The organism is Ruegeria sp. BHSA118 (genome assembly GCF_059613405.1).
In genome coordinates this window covers 25,981-47,090 of the sequence record NZ_JBXWSM010000030.1, presented here as the reverse complement: position 1 = coordinate 47,090, position 21,110 = coordinate 25,981, and the positions used below count along the sequence as shown (strand labels likewise).

Here is a 21,110-nt window from a genome sequence, read left to right as displayed (position 1 = left end):
CGATGGTGGCGGGCGGCGTGTGCCGTTCGCCATCCGAAACCGGCCTGCCCAAATTTTCGTGCATCCGACCGGATAGAGCCCATGGCAGTCATTGCCTTTTTTCGCTGCGAGCGCTCGCAGCAGGAAAATCGCTGCAGTAGCGCGATCACGGACGCCGCTTTGCGGCGGGAAAACCGGCCATTGATGTTCGGCGCAGCGAAGACGGACAAGCCAATTCACAGGTCGCGGGACAAAGTCTGAATTCGCTGCGGTTGCTCGAACGACGGCTGCTGACGGATCGCGACGGCGCCCCCCCCGCAGGTCGGGCGGGAAAGGGACTTTCAATGCAATTGCAAACTTCTTTACTACTCGTCGCCAAAGGGGACCAACGTACATCTATCACCGATGGGTAATAATTCCGGCTTTCAAAATGTGGATCTGGGTGCAGCATTCCTTGACCAAAAAAATCATTTTAGTCGCTCAAAAAAACTCTCAAACTCCGCGTCCGAGATTGTTGCGCACTCGTATGGGCCTGGAAATTGCTCCTCTTCAACAGATGCCCTGAACGCTGAAAGTGCAACTCGGCGTTGGTGTTTTATCTGTTCATATAGCGAATTGAGATCACCAAAGGCGCGTGCGTGGCGCGGGCTTTCGGGTTGCTCTCCGCATATGTCATTTTGAAAAAGGTAGATGATGTCTGCGACGGGACCCGAACCGAGCGATGACGTTATCAGAGATGTGCGGGCGGAAATCTCAGCCATTACTCTGCCACAAATAACTTCAGCCTCTACCGAAAAGGCTCCGGCATCTTCCATTGTGCGAAACGCATTCCAAAGCGCGATAGCCTCTTTTGCAGTCTTACCAACGGCGCGCAGGCCGCCCCGCCAAGTGGATTTGCGAGGAACCAGGCCAAGATGACACATCACGGGGATATCTTCGCGCGCTAAAAGTTCAACAATGTGCGGCCCTCTTGCCGTGTAGATGCTGTCGGCACCATCCTTCATGGCCGCAAACGCGGCGGTCAGCACGTCACTTTCGGTTGCAAAGTCCGGGAGACCGAGTGCAGCTGTGAAGAACAATTCAGGCGCGCCTAGACGCACGGCAGACGTGTTCTGGGCATTGCCCATGATCAAGTCAATTCCGGCATCCTGTGCTGCGGCTGCCTCTTCGATTGTATTGGCTGTTGTCTGCACCAGCTTGCGAATGCCCTTCAAAGCACGCAGGTCTGATGCCGTGTAGTTTCTAAGTGAGAACTTCGCGTCCCAGTCATAGATCCGTTTCATGGCATCACCCAATATCGATGAAGACATCTCCGCCTTCGACTTTCACCGGGTAAGTTTTCAGATTCACACAGACCGGTGAGCGCTTTGCCTCGCCGGTGCGATAATCGAATTGGCCGTTGTGCATGGGGCATTCGATCAGATGATCGATCACCAGACCGTCTTCCAGATGCACTTCTTCATGGGTGCACAAGCCGTCGGTGCAGAAAAATTCGTCTTCGGGGCTTCGGTAGATGGCAAAGGTACGATCGCCATTGTCGTAACGGACTAGATCTTCGGTTTCGATGTCATCGCAAGCGCAGGCGCGGGTCCAGTTCGTCATGGGCTTTCCTGTATTCAGGGGAGTGGGTCACTCGGCCGCTATGGCTGTTGGTCGAGTGTATTCTGGGCTGGGGTTAGCGTCCTTGGGCAGCAACGGCTTGCGGTCGACAAAGTAGAACGGATCGCGCCGCTGGATCAGAATGGCTGGGAGCATTTCGCGAAACGCGGTCAGTGTTCCCGCGTACGCTGGTGGGCAATCGCCTTTGATTTCTTCGTGCAAGGCCGGGAGATTGTAGAATGGAACCATGGGAAACATGTGGTGTTCGACATGGTAGTTCATGTTCGAATATACGAAGCGGAAGAACCGGTTCATGTAGACGGTTCGCGAGTTCAATCGGTGATCCGGGACGTCTTCTGCCAGCCCGGCATGCTGCAGTGATGCAAGCAAGTGATGCAGCCACGAACCATAAAACGTCGGTCCGCCGATCAGCACAATGGGCAGCCATGATTGCAGCACTATTGCCAAAGCAAATGTCATTGCGAAGATTGCGAGATGAACACGCGACGCCAAGAACGCCTTAGAACGGTCGGCTTCGATGAGGAAGGTTTTCTGATCTTTGGTCAAACGACCAGCCGACAGCCAAAACATCTTCTTCAACTCATTCCAACCAGATTGCAGATGCAGCATGTTCCACAGGATGTTGAGTGGATGCGGAGGCCGGGGAAACGCAATCTCGGGGTCTTTTCCGACAATCACAGTATCCGTGTGATGGCGTGTATGGCTCCACCGCCAAAGATAGGGGTTTTTCAGCGACATGAATGAGGCCAGCTGATAGGCTGCGGTGTTGAGCCAAGGCGTTTTGAAAACAGTCCCATGGCAGCATTCATGCCAACGGCTGTCGGCGCAGGATCCATAAAACACCCCATAAAGAATGACAGAAGGCACTGCCCACCATGTACCCCAGGTCAGAACGACCAGAGCACCGGTTGCCAACACCAATCCCAGCCAGATCCCATAGTCGATCAGGGCTGGAGCATCGCGGCGCTTCATCAGTTCCTTCATCCGTTTCCGGGGGACCGGAGTAGAATACCACTGTTTGGGTGCGAAGCTTGGACCGCTGTCCCGGCCCGTCAGCGAATAATCCCGCCAAGGAAGGGTATTGTCCTTCAGCACATCAGGTTCCTTTTCTACATTGCTATTGCCGAGCAGAACCGAGGAGCGCCTGAAACGTCAAACCTGTCGTGATATTTTCTATCATTTCTCTCAGAATATTCCGTAAAATCGATGATATGTTTTATCATGGAGCGCCCTATGGCCCGTGTCACACTCAAAGACGTCGCAGACAAGGCGGGGGTAGGCGTCGCAACAGTAGACCGCGTTCTGAATGCACGCGCGCCGGTTACTGCAGCGACATCTGCGCGGGTTCTTTCAGCGGCAGAAGCGTTGGGGTATCGCTCGGCAGGATTGTTGCGGCGCCGGGTTGAGGAGATGGCTCCAGCAAAACGGCTGGGCTTTATTCTTCAAAAGGAAAGCAAGTGGTTTTATCGCGAATTGGCAATCGAGTTGCAGCAAAAAGCAGAGCAGTTGCGCAGTATCCGGGCAAATGTTGTGGTCCGGTATGTAGAAAGCCTGTCGCCGTCCGAGCTTGCAACTGCGATTGACGAAATGCGCGGCAAAGTAGACGCCATAGGCTTGGTTGCGATTGATCATCCAGAGATCAATCGTGCGATCGCCAGCGCCGATGTCCCTGTCATTGCATTGCTCTCGCCGCTGTCTTCGCCTCACGTTACTGCCTATGTCGGGATCGACAGTCGAAAAGCGGGGCGAACGGCAGGTTGGGCGATGGCGCGTCTTGATCGAACCGAAGGCGTGGTTGGCATCCTTATCGGGTCGCACAGGTATCTGGGGCACGAAGCGCTTGAGAGTGGGTTCAGAAGCTACATGCGCGAATTTGCACCGCAGAAACCTCTCCGAGACTCTGTGGTGTATCTGGATGACGCCGCAGTCGCATATGAAGCGACAGCAGAATTGCTGCGGGCCAACAAAGACCTCTCCGGTATTTATCATTGTGGAGGCGGGGTGACCGGAGCATTGAAAGCGCTGCGCGAGGCAGGGCAATCGCGGGAGATTGTCTACATCTGCCATGAACGGACACCGGTTACCGAAGCTGCGCTTGCCGATGGCAGCATCGATTTGGTGATTAACAACCCGCTGGATCAGGTTGCAGATCGAGTGACTCAGATGATGTCCCGGTGTCTGACCGGAAAACCAATTCAGGAACAGGTTGGAGTTATTCCGTTTGATCTCTGCATATCTGAAAACCTGTGAGCATCAACCGAAGGTGGCGCCGTTGATGTTTTCACGGGTGATGACTTCAACCGGAACGACCTCAGCCTGATGGGGCCGGTTTTCCAGTGTCGCGATCAGGGTTTGAACGGCTTGTTCGGCGATCCGTTTCATATTCTGATGGATGACAAGATCCATTGATCCGTCCAGCAGGTAGTTTCTCGTCTTCGGCGTAAGGTTGTGGCCGATCAGCATGATTTCTCCCGTCAAATCGCGATCAGCCAGAGCCGCAACAATACCTTCGTTGCCACCGCCAACGTTATAAATGCCCAGCAGCCCAGGATGCTCGTCCAGCATCTGGCCCACCACCACGCGATTTTCCTGCACATCATCGTGGCCGATATAGGTGCCCACAACGCGGAGGTGGCTGAAATCCCTTCGCAAGGCTGACCGAAACCCCATCTCTCGATCCGAATGGTTGCGATACAGTTGCTCGCCGGAAATCACGCCGACGGTTCCGGATTGCCGCAGCATCCGACCCATAAAATAGGCCGCTGTTCGTCCTGCGGCCATATTGTCCGTCCCGACAAACTGGCCCAGGACGGGGCTGATCAGATCGGAAACGACAGGTATGCAGGGAATATTCAAACCGTGCAGCTCTTCAACTGCATCGCGCACCCGCGGATCATCCAAAGCCTGAAAGCCAACTGCATCAATTCCCTGCCCGGCGCAGGCTCTCAGTTTTCGCGCCAACACAGATGGTTCCAGTTTCGTGGAAAACACACACTCGACGGTGGCGCGGCCATTGGTGAAAACATTCTGAAAACAGTCGCCCAGAAATTCTGTCGATGGTCCGGCTTCCTCTGGCAGAAATATCTTCAGCCGCCAGGGTCGCGCAGGCTGGTCTAATTGAGCGCCGGATTCAATCGCGTGCTTGGCCTGCAAAACACGCTGGCGGGTCTCAGGCTTTACGTTAGATCTGTTGTTCAAAACCCGGTCAACCGTAGCGGTGCCGACCCCCGCAATCCTCGCAATCTCGGAGACGCGTGCCTTCTTTGGGATTATTACAGTTTCATCGCTCATAGACCCCTACTAACATCATTTCCGATCAAAAGCATCCTCAAATGATCTTTTTAGAACATCAAAAACCATCATTACCGTCATTTGATGCTATTTTTCTTGCCCCCGAATTGTGGCGGGGCTTATCCCAACGTCATGCAACGGGATCGAGTCCCGTTCAGGGAGGATAACATGACCTACACAGCTAAATTACTGGTCGGGGTAACCGGCCTAATAATAACGGCCAGTACAGCACTGGCGGCGGACTTCACCTTTAAATATGGCAACGAGCAACCAGAAACCTCGATCCGTTCGCAGTCCATGGACTGGTTCAAGACCGAACTTGAAAAACGTACGGACGGTCGCATCGAAGTCGAAAACTTCTTTGGTGCCGCGCTTGGTAATGAGCGTGAAATGATGGATCAGGTGACGGCCGGTTTGCTGCAGGGCACGCGTGGCGGTTTCTTTGCCGACGCGTCCGGGGCATTCAACCTATATCAGTTGCCATTCCTTGTCGCGAATTGGGATGAAATGGAATGTCTGGTGGGTTCGGACTTCACCAAGGGCGTTCAGGCCCGTGCCGAGGCGAACGGATATCACATCCCCGCCACCGGTATCAGCCAAGGGTTCCGGGCCTATACCAACAACGTTCAGCCAATAACCTCGGTTGGCGATCTGCAAGGTCTGCGCATCCGCGAACCTCAATCTGATCTGATGATCGCCACGGGCACGGCCATCGGGTCTGTTCCGGTCGCTATGCCGTTTTCCGAAGCATATCAGGCGTTCAAACAAGGTGTGATCGACGGGCAGCACAACCCGCCGCAAAACATCTGGGACTTTAACATTCACGAAGTCCAGAAGTATCTGACCTTGTCGAACCACATGACCGGCCCCGATCCTTTGATCGTCAACAAGGCATGGTATGACGGTTTGCCCGAAGACCTTCAGGCCACCTTTGACGAGGTTGCGGTCGAAGCGATGGCGATGTCGGACAAGCTGTATCGCGATGCCGAAACGAACATCGTCGGCGAACTCGGTAAGCACATGGAGATCAACGAACTGACGCCAGAAGCATTGGCTGGTTTTCAGGAAGCCGTTGCGCCGGTCTATCAACAGATGATCGACGCAGGTCATTTCACGATGGATGATATCGACGCTGCCCGTGCTGCAGCGGCGTCTTGCGGCTGATCTGAAACAGCAATTCCGGGCGCCTTAACTCTGCGCCCGGATTCCCTTCTTAACGGAACCGGTTTATGGATACGCTCTCTGCAATTGACCGTGTACTGACGCGCGTTATCGAAGCGCTGATGGTCGTGCTGTTCGGGGTGTTTCTGGTGATTGTCGTCACCAAAGTCCTGATGCGCCCCTTTGACATGGCGATCTACGGTGTCGACGAACAGGTCAAGATTGCGTTTCTTTGCACCTCGGCCTTGGGCGGCGCCGTAGCGATTACGAAGCGTGAGCATATCGCGATCACATTCTTCATCGACATGATGCCCTACTACGTCAAAATGGCCTTCTACGTGGCAGGGCTTGTCCTCGTGGGAGTGATGAACGCGGCTTTGGTCTGGCTGTCCATCGATTGGATCGCAGGGCCGGGGAAAAACATGTGGCAACCCTTCGGGATGCCTCAGGCTTATGTGTTCATCATTGTTCCGATCTCCTGTTCGATTGCCGTGTTCTATTGCTTTGTTCGTGTGGTTCTGACTCTGGGCGGTCGGGATTCCATCGATGTTCTCTGGATGCCGGAGGACTGACATGTTGATCCTGTTTGCCACGCTTGGAATATTGTTGGTCTGTGGAGTTCCTATTGCCTATTCTCTCGGACTGGCATCACTGGCGTATTTCCTGATCGAGGCCCCTGCGGCGACTGGGTTCGTTGTGCAGCGCTTCTTTTCTGGCATCAACAATTACCCGCTGGTTTCACTGCCCTTCTTCATTCTGATGGGCTTGGTGATGAATTCCGGAGGCATCACGCGGCGCCTGCTGGACCTGTCCATGTTCTTCGTCGGTCGGTTGAAAGGCGGGCTGGGATTGGTCAACGTCGTGGGCTCGATGATCTTTGGCGGCATCTCGGGCTCTTCCGCCTCGGATACTGCTTCAATCGGGTCCGTGCTGATACCTGAGATGGAGAAACGAGGTTACCCCAAGAGTTTCGCAGCAGGGATCACGGTTGCCTCGTCCACTATGGGAATGATCATCCCGCCGTCTGTTCCCATGATTATCTACGCCGTTGCCGCCGAAGAGAGCATCGGTCGCCTTTTTCTGGGCGGGATCATTCCTGGCATCATGGTTGGTTTACTTCAGCTGATCGTCGTTTGGTTGCTGGCCAAGAGGAACGATTACCCGACCGAAGACGTACCGTTCACTTTGGCCGAAGCCGGGCGGCAGGCCAGACGTTCTGCCGCCGTAGCACTGATGCCCATCCTGATCGTAGGTTCCGTCGTCTTCGGTTTCGTTACCCCAACCGAAACAGCCGGGGCGGCCGTAGTGTATGGCCTGATAATCGGATTGTTCATTGTCGGCTTTGGCGTTCTGAAAGATTTGCCGGGGGCCATGCGCCACGCCATCATCATGTCGGCCAAGATCATGATGATCATCGCATTCAGTCAGGTGTTCATCACTGTACTGGCATTGGAACGTGTGCCCAATCAATTAGCCGATTTCGTTTCGGGGCTCGGACTTGGCCCAGTCGCCTTCATGGTTCTGACAGCCATTTTGATCCTGATGGCGGGTACGTTCATCGACGTCAGCCCCGCCATTCTATTACTGACACCGGTTCTGTTGCCGGTTGCTGAAAAGCTGGGCGTTTCCGGCGTGCATTTTGGTGTGGTGATGGTCTCAGGGTTGGCGGTTGGTGCGTGCACACCGCCGGTGGGGAATTGCCTCAATGTCTGCGCTGCAATCTGCCGTCTGCCAATCGGGAAGATTTTCATCGGGGCGGCACCGTTCCTGCTGGCAAATGTGGTCGTGCTGCTTTTGATCGCGATCTTCCCGCAACTGGTCATGTGGATACCGGACGCGGTCATGGGGCCGTAACGATACGGAATTGGGCAGCGGGGTGTCTTCCGGACCAGCCCGGCCTTGGTCAGCCAAAGCCTGAAATCCCCGCACACATCGACGCCCAAAAAAATATGGGCGCCAAACCTCAACTCCGGCAAGGCCGGGCGACACAATAGGAAGACAATTATGCAACGTGCAGGTGTCATAGGATTGGGTGATATGGGCAGCGGACTGGCTAAAAACCTGATCAGAAACGGTTTCGAAACCACCGGTTTTGATCTGAGCGAGGCACGCCTGAACGCGCTGGCCGAAATGGGCGGAGCGCCCGCTGCCAGCGTGGCAGATGTGGGGGCCAACGCGGATGCAATCTATGTCATGGTCATGAATGGTGATCAGGCCAAGTCCGTCATTCTTGGTGAAAACGGCTTGGTCAGTCACATGGCGCAAGGCGGGGCGGTCATTTTGACAGCTACGATCAAACCGCGTGAGGCCCGCGAGATTGGCGAGGCCATGGCCGGTTCGGGCATCCACCTGATCGACAGCCCTGTCTCTGGCGGCTTTCCGGGTGCGCAGGGCGGTACGTTGACCATGATGGCCGCGGCCCCTGATGCCGTACTGGACGAATTCCAACCAGTGATGGAGGCGGTCTCGGCCACCATTCACCGCGTAGGGGACGGGCCCGGCCAAGGTCAGACCGTAAAAGCATGTCTGCAGACTCTGATCGGTTCAATCTTTTCGGCAACATTTGAGGCGTCGGTTCTTGCCGCCAAGGCGGGCGTGAAGGGCGAAAACCTGTTCAAGGTCTTTTCGACCTCTGGCGCGGGATGCGGATGCACCAACACAGCGCTGGAAAACATCATCGACCGTAAATTCGAAAACACCGGTTCGGGCATCGGCACAATGCACAAAGACCTGACCATCTCTCTGGATCTGGCCGAGGAACTGGGCGTTCCGATGCATACTGCTTCATCCGCTATGCAGATTTTCCATGCTGGCAAAGCCAAGTTCCCTGAAGGCGACAATTGGGCCTGCACCCGCGTTATCGAAGACATTGTCGGCGCTGAGCTGCATCGCTGAGAAAGGACAAGAACATGAAACTTGGCGTTATTTGTGATGGCATCAGTCGCGACCTGAAACACGCGGTCGATGTGATGGATGAGTTTGACCTCGAATATGCCGAACTGCAATTTGTCGGGGATACGGAGGTTGGCGATCACTCTGCTGATGAGATCAAGGAAATTGACACTCTGCTTCGGGATCGGGGCAAGCCTGTATCCTGTCTGTCGCGCCACATCTTTGCTGGGATGACCGGGGCGAACAAACCAGGGGACGACCTGCACAGCAAGCATATGGATGCTCTGAAGCGCGTGATCGACATGGCACATGTGGTCGGCAGCCCATTGGTTCGCATTATGACCCCCAAGAAAGAGCAAATCCTTTGGGGGTATGGAGGTGCCGAAAAGTGGAACGTCGCCAAGGGTGCATGGGACGCTATGCTGCCCCTGATTGCACCGGCGATTGACGTTGCCAAGGACGGCGGAGTGACTTTGGTCGTCGAAACGGGCAACGGGACCATGGTGAATTCGAATTACACCGCCCGTAAGCTGATCGATGATCTGGATGCCAAAGACACGTTGAAGGTACTTTGGGACCCGGCCAACAATTGCTGGTGTCACGAACAAGCGTTTCCTGCTGGGTATGACGAAGTGAAAGATGGCTATCTCGGGCACATCCACATCAAGGACGTTCAAGTCGATACGCCCCGCGCGACATTGACGGTCAAACAAATGGGCGAAGGCCAACTGGCCGATCAGTTTCAGCCGATGGCGGATGCTCTGAAAACCGACGCCTATGATGGGGTGATATCATTCGAAAGTGTCTACCACCCCGGTAACGGAAATTTCGAAGACGGTTTCCGCCGCTGTATTGATCGCTTCAAAGAGCATTTTGGTTGAACCTCTGGCGAGACCGCTACGGTCAATCGATGTTCCTCCCAATACATCGTTCGGCCGAAACACAGACCCGTCGTCAGGCGGGTCTGTTTTGGTTTTCAGGTGAAAACCGAACGACGGTCAAAAGATCTAACTTTGTGGGACGACTGAGGATATTTCGCATAAATTGCCGCAAAAAAATTCCCTTTCGGCAATCGTGCCGCAGTACATCAATGGCAGCTTAAGCGGACGGCACCGTAGCGTGGAGATAGTCTGGTCAACGTCCGCAAGGAGTGATCCTTGCACAGACCCATGGCAGCAAACAGAGCTTCGATGTCGCTCGTGCGCGGCGCAGTATTCGTCGCTTTGGGCTCAACGCCGCCATTTTCCGCGACGAGCATGATGGACCGCTCGCAGCACATTGCCGCCGTCGCCGAGGCCGAGTGCTGCACTAGCAACGAAGGTCCGCTCTGTGGCCTCACTTCCGGCAACACACAGAAAATCCCTGCTCCTTCTTCCCAATCCGAACGCTACAAATTCCTGATCCAGAACTGCAACGGCTTCGGCGTTTCTCCTTCTTCCCCGATATCCTTCCACGAGAATTGGGCGATTGCGCCGGGTAAGGGCGCGTATCCGCGGGCGCGCCAGAAGGTATCCAGTGCGCGGTAGTGGTCGGGGCGCAGGGGGTGGTCGGTGGGGCGTTGCACGCTGCAAAAGGCGCATTTGGCAAAGCCCAGAGCGCGGGCGTGCGCCTCGCGCATGTCGAAGAATTTGTGGCCGACGCCCTGCCCGCGATAGTCCGGCAGCAGGACGGATTCAGCGCAATAGAAGATCTGCGACAAATCGAGCCCGGTGTCTGCAAAGGCCGCGGCGAAATCGTCAGCGTGGTCGGTCAGAGGTGCGCCGGTCGAGGCGCCGATCAGGCGGTCGCCGTCGAAGGCGCCGACCACGATGGCCTTGTCGCTGTCGCGGTAGGATTGCAGGTATTTGCGTTCGTATTCCAGATCACCGTCATAGAGGTAGGGCCAGGCGTGAAACACCCTGATCCGCAGGCGGGCGACATCGTCCAGAGCGGCCTCAAGTGCCACTCCGGTCAGGGGGCGGACGTCGGTGACGTCAGCCATTCGAGACCTGTTTGGTCCAGGCTGCAAGGTTATAGAAGGTGGTGACGCGGGTGATCTTGCCGTCCCTGAGATCAAAGAACGACCCGGCAGGCAGGCGGTAGGTCTGGCCGTGCGCGTCGGGCAGGCCCTCGTCGGTTTCCAGATAGGTGCCGTTGACGATGAACTCGGCCGCGGCGCGGGTGCCGCCTTGGGCTTCGAACACGACGATGTCGGTCAGGTTTTCGCGGTAGCAGCGGTTCATATGGGCGCAAAAGGCCGCGAACTTGTCCTTGCCAATGCGGATCTGGCCTTCGTTCACGTGATGGGCCACGTCATCGGACAGGCAGGCCAGCATGCCATCAACGTTACCGGCGTTGAAAGCTTCGAAATAGGTTTTGACGGTCTGGTTCATGGTCACTCCGTAGGTTCGCCCCAGCGGTCTTTCAGATGTTTAATGATCTGATCGCGGGTCTGTCGGTAGTGATGTAGCTTTTCTTCGCGGGTTTCGCCCAGCCCGGTAGGGTCCATTATTGGCCAATAATCGACATCGAGGTGAAAAACCCGGGTCAGTTCCAGCGCCCGGCGCTGGCTGGCGGGCGAAAGCGCCACGACCAGATCGAACGAGCTGAGATCGTCGCCCCATTCCTGCATCTCGTCAAAGGACCGCGAGCGATGGCGGGACAGTTCCACACCCACCTCGTGGCAGGCCGCGATGCAGAACCCGTCGATTTCCAGATCGTTGTGAACACCTGCGGACTGAACATAGGTGCCGGTGCCATAGAATTTCTTCATCAGCCCCTCGGCCATCGGAGATCGAACCGAGTTATGGTCGCAACAGAACAGGACCGACTGCGGCAGAGGCTTCACCCGTCAGCCCCCAAAATGCAGAACGCAGATCAGCGTGAACAGGCGACGGGCGGTGTCGGTGTCGACATCTGCCTTGCCTTCCAGACGCTCCTGCAACACGCGGCTGCCTTCGTTGTGGATACCCCGGCGGGCCATGTCGATGGTTTCGATCTGGCTGGGCGGCAGCGATTTCACCGCATCGAAATAGCTTTCGCAGATCTGGAAGTAATCCTTGACCACCTGCCGGAAGGGACCGAGCGACAGGTGAAACTCGGCCGCTTTTTCGTTAGCCTCGGTTTCAATGTCGAAGACAAGCCGTTTGTCGCGGATCGAAAGCTGTACGCGGTAAGGCCCATCAGGAATGACGCGGTCATCCCGATTAGGCAGCGAAAAGCTGTTGTCTTCCAGCAGATCATAGATGGCGACCTTGCGCTCCTGCTCGATCTCGGGCGTGGGCGGCGGCAGATTTCTATCATCCAGTTCGATATGCGAGATGCGGGTCATCTTTACAGTCACATTCCTTGCGTCAGCACAGACCTATAGCAATGATATTCAACGGGCAACGCACAGAAACGCCATATGCGCCCGGTCTTTGCGTCATTTCAGCCATTCAGGCGGTTCAGGCGCGCGGTGACCGAGAGGCCATGCGCCTCGAGGCTTTCCGAGCGCGCCAGCTGTTCGGCGGCAGGACCGATGGCACGCAGGGCTTCGGGGGTCATCTGGCTGAGCGTGGTGCGTTTGAGGAAATCCATCACGCTGAGGCCTGACGAAAACCGAGCCGAACGCGCGGTGGGCAACACGTGGTTGGGACCACCCACATAATCACCGATGGCTTCAGGGGTGTACTGACCCAGAAAGATGGCCCCGGCGTGGATGGTTTTTTCGCTCAGCGCGCGCGGATCGGCCACACATAGTTCCAGATGTTCCGGGGCAATGCGGTTGGACAGCGCTGCGGCCTCGTCCAGGTTGCGCACGGTAATCACCGCGCCGTAGTCGCGCCAGCTGGCCCCGGCGATGGCACGGCGTTGCAGGGTTTCCAGCCGTTTTTCGACCGCCTGCGCGACGGACTGGCCGAATGCCGCGTCGTCAGTGATCAGGATCGACTGCGCGCTTTCGTCATGTTCGGCCTGGCTGAGCAGGTCCAGCGCAATCCAGTCAGGCTCATTGTCCTTGTCGGCGATGACCAGAATTTCCGAGGGGCCCGCGATCATGTCGATGCCGACCTTGCCAAAGACGCGCCGCTTGGCGGCGGCGACAAAGGCGTTGCCCGGCCCGGTGATCTTGTCGACTGGCGCGATGGTGTCGGTACCATAGGCCAGCGCCGCCACGGCCTGCGCGCCGCCGATGCGATAAACCTCGTCCACACCCGACAGCTGTGCCGCCAGCAGCACCAGCGGGTTCGCTTGCCCGTCGGGCGTGGGCACCACGATGGCCAGCCGTTCGACCCCCGCCACCTTGGCCGGGATGGCGTTCATCAGCACCGATGACGGGTACGAGGCCAATCCACCCGGCACGTAAAGCCCTGCGGCCGAGACGGCAGACCAGCGCCAGCCGAGTGTTGCGCCCGTTGCATCGGTCCATTCCTGATCCTCGGGCATCTGCCTTTCGTGATAGGCCCGGATGCGGGAAGCCGCCAGTTCCAGCGCCGTGCGATCTTCGTCCGAGACCTGCGCCACCGCATCAGCGATGTCCTGTGCGCTGAAGGCCAGCGTTTCGGGCGTCAGCGTCAGCCGGTCGAATTTGGCCGTCAGTTCGATCACCGCCGCATCGCCCCGGTTGCGCACATCGTCGATGATCTGCGCCACGACCGCATCCACATCCGGGCTGTCCTCGCGCTTGGCCGAGAGCAGGGTCCGGAAGGCGGGTTCGAAATCGGGCGATGTGGTATCAAGGAAAACGGGCATGATCTGGCACTCCGGGCGTTGCGCATTGGGACATATCGCCCGGAGCGCGCCGCCTCAACCCTCAGTCACCGGGGTGCAGCGATTTGCGCATCGGGTATTGCGGGATGCCGTGCCAGTCACCGGGCGGGCCTGCCGGTTGCCACCCCTGTTTCAGATAGAACGCGTGCGCCGTTTTGGTGGCATCCAGATGCGCCTCGGCACAGCCGCACACAGCCAGTTGCCGTTCCAGCTGGTTGAGCAGTGCTCGCCCCACCCCCTGCCCCGTATGATCCGGATCAACATAGAGCAAAGTGACCGTCCCGGTTTCAAAAAGCCCCCCGGCAGCGGCCACATGCCCCCGGTGTTCGGCCAGCCAGATCTGCGATCCGGGCCTGAACCAGCCCCGGATCGTGGCGGGGTCCTTGTTATCGGTCCATTGCGCGATGGCCTGTGGGTCACCCTTATGATCGACCCCGCAGAGCTGCGTGATTGAGCGGATCAGAACCCGGCTAAGGTCGAAAACATCAAACACGGTGGCGGGGCGCAGTGCAATGCCTTCGGGCGTCGTTGAAAACGCCTGAGAAATCCCGCGCTTGTTCTGCATCTATTCGGGGTGATGCGGGGCCTGACCGGAGGGGGCCTGATAAGGGCGCGTGACGTCCTTGAGGGTGGCATCCAGCGCCTCGACGGTCAGGCGGATCGCGCCATCACCGGCCAGCGTCAGCAGGACATGGCCTGCGCCATCCTCGCCGGGTTCGAAAACGACCGACATCAGCGACATGATCATGTCGGTGTCACCGCGATCAATGCCCTGACTGGACACCGAGAGAACCGAACCGAAGACCAGCACCGATTGCACCCGTTCAAACGGGCGGTCGCGGCGGGCGGCGGCATCCTTGTCTTCCCAGCGAAAGCGGTTCAGCAGCAGACCAAAGCGGCGCTGCGACGGTTGCCACTTCATCTCGGTCACCGGAAACACGGCATCCTGCGCGAGGGTCGAGATCACCTGAAGGTCATCTGCATCCTCGACCCCAAGATTTAGCGGCGCCTCGCGCCCGTCTTCAAAACTTGCGTCTGTCATTGGCCCTTGATCCGTTCAATCTTTGCGCCCACGCCTTCCAGCTTGCGCACCACATGCTCATATCCGCGGTCCAGATGATAGACCCGGCTGACCGTTGTTTCCCCTTCCGCCGCCAATCCGGCAAGGATCAGCGAGACCGAAGCCCGCAGGTCGGTCGCCATCACCGGCGCGCCTTTCAGACGCTCGACCCCGGTCACCGTGGCGGTGCCGCCATGCACCTCGATCTGCGCGCCCATGCGCACCAGTTCGGGGGCGTGCATGAAGCGGTTTTCGAAAATGCGTTCTTCGAGAACCGAGGTGCCCTCGGCCGTACACATCAGCGCCATCATCTGCGCCTGCAGGTCGGTCGGGAAGCCGGGGAAAGGTTCGGTCACCACATCCACCGCGCGCACGCGCCCGTTTTTGCGCGCCACTTTCAGGCCGCCTTCGGTTTCTGAAACGCTGACGCCTGCCGCATCCAGTTTGGCCGCAAAGGATTCGACCAGCGACATGCGCCCGCCCAGCAATTCAACCTCGCCGCCACAAATCGCCGGGGCCAGCATATAGGTGCCCAGTTCGATACGGTCGGTGACGACCTGATGGGTGGCCCCGTGCAGCCGGTCGACGCCCTGAATTTCGATGGTCGGGGTGCCCTCGCCCGAAATCTGCGCCCCCATCTTGCGCAGGCATTCGACCAGATCGACGATCTCGGGCTCGCGCGCGGCGTTCTTGAGCACGGTGGTGCCCTTTGCCAGCGTCGCCGCCATGACGATGTTTTCGGTGGCCCCGACCGAGGCAAAGCGCATCTCGTGCACCGCCCCTTTCAGGCCGCCCGGAGCCTTGGCGTGCAGATAGCCGTCTTTCAGCTCGATCTCGGCGCCCAGCGCCTCGAGCCCTTCGACATGCAGGTCCATCGGACGGGCACCAATCGCGCAGCCACCGGGCAGTGACACGACCGCCTGCCCGAACCGCGCCAGCAAGGGACCCAGCACCAGATTCGAAGCACGCATCTTGCGCACGATGTCATAATCCGCCGTTTGGCTGGTCAGGCTGTGGCTCGACATCGCGATCACCTGACCATCTTGCAGCGACGACACCTCGGCCCCCAGCGATTGCAGCAAAGCCGTCATGGTCTTGATGTCGCTCAGCCGCGGCGCATTGGTCAGCGTCAGCGGTTCTTCGCTCAGCAAGGTCGCAGGCATCAGCGTCAGACACGCGTTCTTGGCCCCCGCAATCGGTATCTGACCATTCAGCGGGCCGTTGCCCGTCACCAGAATCGAATCCATCTGCTCTTATCCCTTGTCCTTGTCGGCCTTGTCCCCAGAGGCCGCCCGCGCCTTGGCCTGCGCCTTGCGACGCGCCATATTGGCCTTCAGCGCCGCTTTCAGCCGCTCTTCGCGCGCATCCCCGGATTTGCCTTGTTTTTTGGGTGAATTTTTATTCGTCATGATCTTTCTCTACAGGAGGCGAAAAAAACCGTCCAGACACCCTTGCGCCCCGTTTCGTTTGAGTCTAATCACCCGCCCACAGCGCTGCTGTAGCTCAGAGGTAGAGCACTCCCTTGGTAAGGGAGAGGTCGAGAGTTCAATTCTCTCCAGCAGCACCATGATTTCCGATTTAGTCGATGTTTTAGATATGCGCGGACTCTCGGGACACTTCCTGTAAATCCCCTGATTTGGGGCGGAGGAGGTTATCATGACGAACGAAGAACACGACATCGCCGAAACCTGCACGGTCGAGATCAACTGGCAGGTCGGGGATATCGCCGTGATCGACAACACACACGGGTGAAGCAAGGCCGTCGGGCGATCAAGGACGCAGACCCCCAGTTGTTTAACGGCATGGGGCGGATCTGACGCACAAGGCACGCCAGAACAAGCTGACAGCATCTGCACAAAGACGGGTGTTGCCGGCTGGATACGTGGATACACAAGCAAAGGAGGATCCCCGGCGTTGCGGTCTCAAACCATCCAACAAAATGGGAAGGGTTTTGGTAGCGGAGGAGGGACTTGAACCCCCGACACGCGGATTATGATTCCGCTGCTCTAACCAACTGAGCTACTCCGCCGTGAGTGAAAGGCGATGTAAGCGAGGGGCCCGGGAGGGTCAAGAGGGAAATCAACCAACCCGAAGATTTCTTTCACGCCCGCTCATATGGCTTGTCCTGCAAGGATGTCCGGGGGGATGTGGTCGCTTCGGTGATCCTGCGGATGAAGGCGGCACAGATTTCGGGCTCTGTGATCGGAATCATGTGGCCGAACCCGTCCAGCTCTTCGTAACTCAGCCCGAATTCGGTCATTGTCGGCCCGTGCAGCGGCGGCGACAGTATCGCGTCCTGGCGGCCATACATGATGCCCCCTGGGACAGTCAGATTCGGATAGCGCGCGACCTGCGCGTTGATACTGGCATCGACGCCTGCAACGTCCTGAGAGGCTGTGACAAAGGCGGAAGGCCGCAGGCCAAGCGCGCCACCTGCCCGGTCCAGAAAATCATCAGCCGGGGTTTCCGGGGCAAACGCGGCGCTCAGCGCGTGCGGCGCGGTTTTGGACGCAAGGGGAACGGCAAGCGTGTTGCCGATCAGGCTGCGCATCCATTCGGAGCGGATCTCGAGCGGTTTGAAGATCGCCGGGGTTTCGGGCAGTTTGTGAGTCAGCGGCGCCAGCAGCGCCAGACCTGCGACCCGGGCCGGATGATCCAGTGCCATCGCCAATGAAACCGCGCCCCCCAGCGAATGGCCGACCAGAACGGCGCGGTCCACGCCTTTTTTATCCAGAAACTCGGCAATCATGCCAGCCTGGTGGGGCAATTGCGCCAGCTCGGCCGTCTCGCGCGTTGAATACCCGCATCCCGGTCGGTCCAGTGCGATAACGTGGTAGTCGTCGGCCAGAAGATCCACCAGCGCATAGGTAAAGTGCTGCAACTGCCCGGCCAGACCGTGGATCATGACGATAGTCTGCGCCTCGGGGTTTCCCTTTTCCACATAGTGGATGCTGCCGCCGCGAACGGGTATGATCTGACCCAGCTGCGGCACGGTTTCACGACCCCGGCGGGTAATCTTCCGGGTCCACAGGTTCAAGGCAAACAGAACCGCGACAAAAACGGCGATTACGATCAGAACGGTTGTCATTCAGTTTTCTCCATTGCCAAGAGCGGCGGGTCTGTATTGTTCCAACCCCGATTGTGCCATGCGCTTCTGAAACTCGGCAACGGTGCCGGGCCACAAGGTCGTGTTTCGGCCTTCCGCATCCATGTACCAGGATGTACAGCCCCCGGCCTGCCAGACGCCTTCCGCATGGCGGTCGTGCATTTCCCGTATGAACGCTGCTTGTTTGGCGGCGTCAGGAGTGATCGCGGACAGCCCTTCACGCTGCATCTCGCTCAGGACTCGGCCAATATGCCCAACCTGGGCCTCGATCATCAGCACGACCGAGTTGTGCCCCAGCCCGGTATGCGGCCCCAGAAGCAGGAAGAAATTGGGAAAACCCGCAATTGCGGTACCCAGATGCGCGCGCATGCCATCCGACCAGGCGGAGCGCAGCGTCAGCCCGTCTGTACCGGTAATGTCGAGACGCTCGACCACGTCGGTTACGTGAAACCCGGTACCCCAGATCAAGACATCCGCCCTGGTCCGGGTGCCATCCGCCGCGATGACCGTGTCACCTTCAATTCGGGCGACGCCTTTCGGAACAACGCTGACATTGTCGCGGGCCAGGGTCGCGTACCAATCGTTCGAACTCAGGATACGTTTGCAGCCGATCCGGTAGTCGGGGGTCAGAATCCGCTGTTCGGCCGGATCGGTGATGGCGCGCTCCAATGCCTTTCGCCACATTCCCAAGGCAAAATTCACCGCGCGTTCCTCGCCGCGAAACACGCGGTGGCGAAATTCGAAGATCATGAATATCAGCTTGCGCCGAATGCGGGGCAATATGGGAAACCGGGCGTAAAGGCCGCGCACCCAGGGCGCAATCGGGCCGTCCGGGCGCGGCATCACGTAAGGCGCACTGCGCTGAAAGATCGTGACCTGGCCTGCAATCTTGGCGATCTCAGGCACAAACTGAACGGCGGATGCGCCGGTTCCAACGACCGCCACGCGCTTGCCGGTCAGATCGACATCGTGCTTCCATTCGGCCGAGTGGAAACTGGGCCCCGAAAAACTGTCGGCGCCGGGGATATCCGGAATGCTGGGAAAATGAAGTGCGCCAATGGCCGAGACCAGAAACCGCGCCGACCAGCACTGGCCTTCCATCGTCTCGACCTGCCAATATGCGCCATCCCACCTGGCCGATTTCAGCTCCTGCCCGAAATGGCACAGGTCATACAACCCTTCCTGACGCGCGACATTTTGCAGATAAGCCTGAATTTCCGCGCCACCGGCATATGCGCGGCTCCAATGCGGGTTCAGGTGGGTCGCCATGGAATACAGATGCGACGGCACATCACAGGCAACACCGGGATAGGTATTTTCGCGCCATGTCCCCCCGATATCATCGGCCTTTTCCAAAATCGCGATATCCTTGATGCCGCGCTTGCGTGCCTCAAGCGCCATCGTCAGCCCGGCAAACCCGGCGCCGACGATCAGCATCTCTGTTCTGTGGTGCATGAGTGAGTGCCTTCTGAAACAACCCTGCGTTTATCTGTTGCAGATGTATGCACTTGCTTGGCTGTGAAGTAGGTCACACAGGTAACAATGACCCGGCGTCTTTTCGTTACGCAGGGACAAAATTATTTGGAATGACCCGTGTCGCTTATTGCAAGCACATATCGCAATCAGAGAGGTGGTTGCGCCGCGAATCCGTCAATGTGTTTAAAAATTGGAGGATTGCCCTTTGACCACTCGCACTGCCACGCGATCCGGAGGACGCTCTGCCCGCCGCGCCAAACGTACCGCTTTGAATTTCGACATGCTGCCGGGCCTGACCCGAGGCATTCCCGTCTGTGAGGTTATGGACGGAAGTCAGGTCGAGCGTATCGACAATGCGGCGATGGACATTCTGGAAAATGTCGGCGTTCAGTTCCGCGACCCCATCGCGCTGGAAGACTGGAAAAAAGCCGGGGCCAAGGTTGATGGAGAGCTGGTTTTTCTGGACCGCAATATGGTGCGCGAGCTGATTTCGAGCATTCCGGCGCAGTTCACATACCATGCGCGTGACCCGCAAAAGAACCTGGCGCTGGGGGGCAAGCACGCGATCTTCGTGCCGATGACCGGCGCCCCTTTCCTGCGCGATCTGGATGACGTGCGCCGGAACCCGACGCTGGATGATCTGGCGATGTTCCACAAGCTGTCGCACATGATGCCGGCGCTGCACAGCTCGGCCCATCACATTGTCGAACCCTACGACCACCCGATCAGCCAGCGGCACCTGCGCATCACCTATTCGTCGATGAAATACTCGGACAAGACCTTCATGGGCATGACCACCTCGCCCAGGAATGCCGAGGATGTGATGGATATGTGCGATATCCTGTTCGGCGAAGGTTTCATTGACGATCATCCGGTCACCACCGGCAACTGCAACGGCAACAGCCCGCTGGTCTGGGACGAAACCATGCTGGGGGCGATGCGCGCCTTCTGTCGCCGCAATCAGCCGGTTCTGTGCTCGCCCTTTGTTCTGGGTGGTGCAAACACCCCGGCATCGGTGCCCGCGACCGTGGCGCAGCTGACCGCCGAGGCGCTTTCGGCGCTGGCCTATACGCAGGTGATCCGCAAGGGCTGCCCTGCGATCTGGGGGCATTACCTGTCGACCGTATCGATGAAATCCGGCGCGCCTATGGCCGGCACGCCCGAGATCAGCCTGATGAACTTCATGATCGGCCAGATGGCGCGCTTTTACGACGTACCGTGGCGCACTTCGAACACGTTGGGGGGGGCCAAGACTTTTGATGCACAGGCCGGGTACGAATCCGCCACGACGCTCAGCGCGGTGATCCATGCCGGGGCCAACTATATCTGGCATTCGGCAGGCTGGAACGAGGCGGGCATGCATTGTTCGGTCGCCAAGTTCATCGTCGACGCCGAACAATGCGCGATGGCTTATCGGATGGCGGAAGGCCCAAAGTGGCACGATTTCGATCAGGCCCTGGCCGCAATTCCGGATGTGGGTCCCGGCGGGCATTATCTGGGTCACCCGCACACGCAGGACAACTTTCAGACCGCGTTCTTCATGCCGGAGCTATTCGACAACAACTCGATCGAACAATGGGTCGCCGAAGGTGAAGTTGAGATCACCGAACGCGCCCTGAAACATGCGCGGAACCTGTTGGCCGAATATGAAGAACCGAAGCTGGACGAGGCCAGGAACGAAGCCCTTCTGGACTATATCGCCCGCCGCGAGAGGGAAATTCCGGCGGCGGACGAGTTGAACCAAACATACTGATCCACACTCCCCGTACTTGCCCACCCGTCGTCCGGGTGGGTCTT

The 21,110-nt window shown here is 58.1% G+C and carries 23 protein-coding genes and 2 tRNA genes; 9 read left to right on the top strand and 16 right to left on the bottom strand.

Annotation, left to right across the window (positions count from 1 at the left end):
- Positions 1-240, top strand: a 240-nt coding sequence (locus tag AC2FNN_RS11160) for a hypothetical protein (protein ID WP_496758602.1), incomplete at its 5' end; no start/stop codon positions are given.
- A gap of 206 nt (positions 241-446) precedes the next feature.
- Here the strand turns inward: AC2FNN_RS11160 and AC2FNN_RS11155 are convergent.
- Genes AC2FNN_RS11155 through AC2FNN_RS11145 form a run of 3 tightly spaced genes read right to left on the bottom strand, consistent with a single transcriptional unit; the run spans position 447 to position 2,694 of the window.
- Positions 447-1,262, bottom strand: a complete 816-nt coding sequence (locus tag AC2FNN_RS11155; RefSeq protein ID WP_496758601.1) for a 3-methyl-2-oxobutanoate hydroxymethyltransferase — start codon at positions 1,260-1,262, stop codon at positions 447-449.
- Between the two features lie 4 nt (positions 1,263-1,266).
- Complete coding sequence (locus AC2FNN_RS11150; RefSeq protein WP_352989473.1) at positions 1,267-1,581, bottom strand: MocE family 2Fe-2S type ferredoxin; 315 nt, start codon at positions 1,579-1,581, stop codon at positions 1,267-1,269.
- A gap of 27 nt (positions 1,582-1,608) precedes the next feature.
- Positions 1,609-2,694, bottom strand: coding sequence for a fatty acid desaturase (locus AC2FNN_RS11145; protein WP_496758599.1), 1,086 nt, complete (start codon positions 2,692-2,694; stop codon positions 1,609-1,611).
- Between the two features lie 138 nt (positions 2,695-2,832).
- Here AC2FNN_RS11145 and AC2FNN_RS11140 point away from each other — a divergent pair, with 138 nt between their 5' ends.
- Positions 2,833-3,849, top strand: a complete 1,017-nt coding sequence (locus tag AC2FNN_RS11140; RefSeq protein ID WP_496758597.1) for a LacI family DNA-binding transcriptional regulator — start codon at positions 2,833-2,835, stop codon at positions 3,847-3,849.
- A 3-nt stretch (positions 3,850-3,852) separates the two neighbouring features.
- Here the strand turns inward: AC2FNN_RS11140 and AC2FNN_RS11135 are convergent, their stop codons facing one another.
- Positions 3,853-4,890: a LacI family DNA-binding transcriptional regulator gene (locus tag AC2FNN_RS11135; protein ID WP_496758595.1), complete on the bottom strand. Its 1,038-nt coding sequence runs from the start codon at positions 4,888-4,890 to the stop codon at positions 3,853-3,855.
- Between the two features lie 168 nt (positions 4,891-5,058).
- Between AC2FNN_RS11135 and AC2FNN_RS11130 the strand changes: the two genes are divergently transcribed.
- From AC2FNN_RS11130 to AC2FNN_RS11110, 5 genes are all read left to right on the top strand, one after another.
- The gene (locus AC2FNN_RS11130) at positions 5,059-6,054 is read left to right on the top strand and encodes a TRAP transporter substrate-binding protein (protein ID WP_496758593.1); all 996 of its coding nucleotides are present in this window, start codon (positions 5,059-5,061) and stop codon (positions 6,052-6,054) included.
- A gap of 65 nt (positions 6,055-6,119) precedes the next feature.
- On the top strand, positions 6,120-6,623 hold the full coding sequence (locus tag AC2FNN_RS11125) for a TRAP transporter small permease (protein WP_170410378.1): 504 nt from the start codon (positions 6,120-6,122) through the stop codon (positions 6,621-6,623).
- Position 6,624: 1 nt separating this feature from the next.
- Positions 6,625-7,905: a TRAP transporter large permease gene (locus AC2FNN_RS11120; protein ID WP_496758590.1), complete on the top strand. Its 1,281-nt coding sequence runs from the start codon at positions 6,625-6,627 to the stop codon at positions 7,903-7,905.
- Positions 7,906-8,055: 150 nt separating this feature from the next.
- A complete protein-coding gene (locus AC2FNN_RS11115) occupies positions 8,056-8,946 on the top strand; it encodes an NAD(P)-dependent oxidoreductase (protein ID WP_352989489.1) in 891 nt (296 codons plus the stop codon).
- 14 nt (positions 8,947-8,960) lie between these two features.
- A complete protein-coding gene (locus tag AC2FNN_RS11110; RefSeq protein WP_496758588.1) occupies positions 8,961-9,824 on the top strand; it encodes a sugar phosphate isomerase/epimerase family protein in 864 nt (287 codons plus the stop codon).
- Between the two features lie 506 nt (positions 9,825-10,330).
- On the opposite strand, the gene AC2FNN_RS11105 is transcribed toward AC2FNN_RS11110, so the two are convergent.
- From AC2FNN_RS11105 to AC2FNN_RS11065, 9 genes are all read right to left on the bottom strand, one after another.
- Positions 10,331-10,924: a GNAT family N-acetyltransferase gene (locus tag AC2FNN_RS11105; protein WP_496758587.1), complete on the bottom strand. Its 594-nt coding sequence runs from the start codon at positions 10,922-10,924 to the stop codon at positions 10,331-10,333.
- The gene (locus tag AC2FNN_RS11100; protein ID WP_496758586.1) at positions 10,917-11,315 is read right to left on the bottom strand and encodes a ketosteroid isomerase-related protein; all 399 of its coding nucleotides are present in this window, start codon (positions 11,313-11,315) and stop codon (positions 10,917-10,919) included. The genes AC2FNN_RS11105 and AC2FNN_RS11100 overlap by 8 nt, the downstream gene beginning before the upstream one ends.
- 2 nt (positions 11,316-11,317) lie before the next feature.
- Complete coding sequence (locus tag AC2FNN_RS11095; RefSeq protein ID WP_171118521.1) at positions 11,318-11,770, bottom strand: arsenate-mycothiol transferase ArsC; 453 nt, start codon at positions 11,768-11,770, stop codon at positions 11,318-11,320.
- 3 nt (positions 11,771-11,773) lie between these two features.
- Positions 11,774-12,253: a UPF0262 family protein gene (locus AC2FNN_RS11090; protein WP_496758584.1), complete on the bottom strand. Its 480-nt coding sequence runs from the start codon at positions 12,251-12,253 to the stop codon at positions 11,774-11,776.
- Positions 12,254-12,351: 98 nt separating this feature from the next.
- Positions 12,352-13,653, bottom strand: coding sequence for a histidinol dehydrogenase (gene hisD / locus AC2FNN_RS11085; protein WP_496758582.1), 1,302 nt, complete (start codon positions 13,651-13,653; stop codon positions 12,352-12,354).
- 61 nt (positions 13,654-13,714) lie between these two features.
- The gene (locus AC2FNN_RS11080) at positions 13,715-14,236 is read right to left on the bottom strand and encodes a GNAT family N-acetyltransferase (protein ID WP_496758581.1); all 522 of its coding nucleotides are present in this window, start codon (positions 14,234-14,236) and stop codon (positions 13,715-13,717) included.
- Positions 14,237-14,713, bottom strand: coding sequence for a DUF2948 family protein (locus tag AC2FNN_RS11075; RefSeq protein ID WP_496758580.1), 477 nt, complete (start codon positions 14,711-14,713; stop codon positions 14,237-14,239).
- Positions 14,710-15,978 (bottom strand): UDP-N-acetylglucosamine 1-carboxyvinyltransferase, encoded by a 1,269-nt coding sequence (murA, locus tag AC2FNN_RS11070; RefSeq protein WP_496758578.1) that lies wholly within the window; start codon positions 15,976-15,978, stop codon positions 14,710-14,712. Before murA ends, AC2FNN_RS11075 begins: the two co-directional genes overlap by 4 nt.
- Before the next feature lie 6 nt (positions 15,979-15,984).
- Positions 15,985-16,140 carry a hypothetical protein gene (locus tag AC2FNN_RS11065; protein ID WP_171206177.1) on the bottom strand — a complete coding sequence of 52 codons (156 nt, stop codon included), beginning with the start codon at positions 16,138-16,140 and terminating at the stop codon, positions 15,985-15,987.
- Between the two features lie 83 nt (positions 16,141-16,223).
- On the opposite strand from AC2FNN_RS11065, the gene AC2FNN_RS11060 reads away from it, so the two are divergent.
- Positions 16,224-16,298, top strand: a tRNA-Thr gene (locus tag AC2FNN_RS11060).
- Positions 16,299-16,683: 385 nt separating this feature from the next.
- Here the strand turns inward: AC2FNN_RS11060 and AC2FNN_RS11055 are convergent.
- From AC2FNN_RS11055 to AC2FNN_RS11045, 3 genes are all read right to left on the bottom strand, one after another.
- Positions 16,684-16,760, bottom strand: a tRNA-Met gene (locus AC2FNN_RS11055).
- A 72-nt stretch (positions 16,761-16,832) separates the two neighbouring features.
- A complete protein-coding gene (locus AC2FNN_RS11050; protein ID WP_496758577.1) occupies positions 16,833-17,819 on the bottom strand; it encodes an alpha/beta fold hydrolase in 987 nt (328 codons plus the stop codon).
- Positions 17,820-19,292, bottom strand: coding sequence for a flavin-containing monooxygenase (locus tag AC2FNN_RS11045; protein ID WP_496758576.1), 1,473 nt, complete (start codon positions 19,290-19,292; stop codon positions 17,820-17,822).
- A 226-nt stretch (positions 19,293-19,518) separates the two neighbouring features.
- Between AC2FNN_RS11045 and AC2FNN_RS11040 the strand changes: the two genes are divergently transcribed.
- Positions 19,519-21,066, top strand: coding sequence for a trimethylamine methyltransferase family protein (locus AC2FNN_RS11040; RefSeq protein ID WP_496758574.1), 1,548 nt, complete (start codon positions 19,519-19,521; stop codon positions 21,064-21,066).
- Positions 21,067-21,110 lie beyond the last annotated feature (44 nt).